The following is a 526-nucleotide window of genomic DNA, read 5'->3' on the forward strand; positions in this document are numbered from 1 at the left end:
GCGTTTGAAGTTGGTGGTGGTAGACGCGAAACCAAGTGATCTACACATGTCCAGGATGAAGTCCCGGTAACACGGGATGGAGGTCCGAACGGATAAGCGTTGAAAAGCTTCCCGATGAGGTGTGTGTAGGAGTGAAAGGCCAATCAAACTTGGAGATAGCTCGTACTCCCCGAAAGGCATTTAGGTGCCGCGTGCAGTGTTCTCCCCAAGAGGTAGAGCGACCGATAGGACGCGAGGGCTTCACCGCCTATCAAGTCCTGACGAACTCCGAATGCTTAGGGGATAGTAGCTGCGCAGTAAGGGGACGGGTGCTAAGGTCCGTTCCCGAGAGGAGAAGAATCCAGACCGCCGTCTAAGGTCCCGGAGTTCTGCCTGAGTTAGTCTAACGAAGTCTGGTCCCCGCGACAGCCAGGATGTTGGCTTGGAAGCAGCCATTCATTTAAAGAGTGCGTAACAGCTCACTGGTCGAGGGTCCGGGCGTGGATAATAATCGGGTATAAGGCAGACACCGAAGACGCGGGATAGC

The 526-nt window shown here is 54.8% G+C and carries 1 rRNA gene; it reads left to right on the forward strand.

Features of this window, described 5'->3' with window-relative positions:
* Positions 1-526 (forward strand): 23S ribosomal RNA (locus tag HMPREF0670_RS15250); the annotation flags it as partial.

Source organism: Prevotella sp. oral taxon 317 str. F0108 (genome assembly GCF_000162415.1).
Lineage (GTDB): Bacteria > Bacteroidota > Bacteroidia > Bacteroidales > Bacteroidaceae > Prevotella > Prevotella conceptionensis.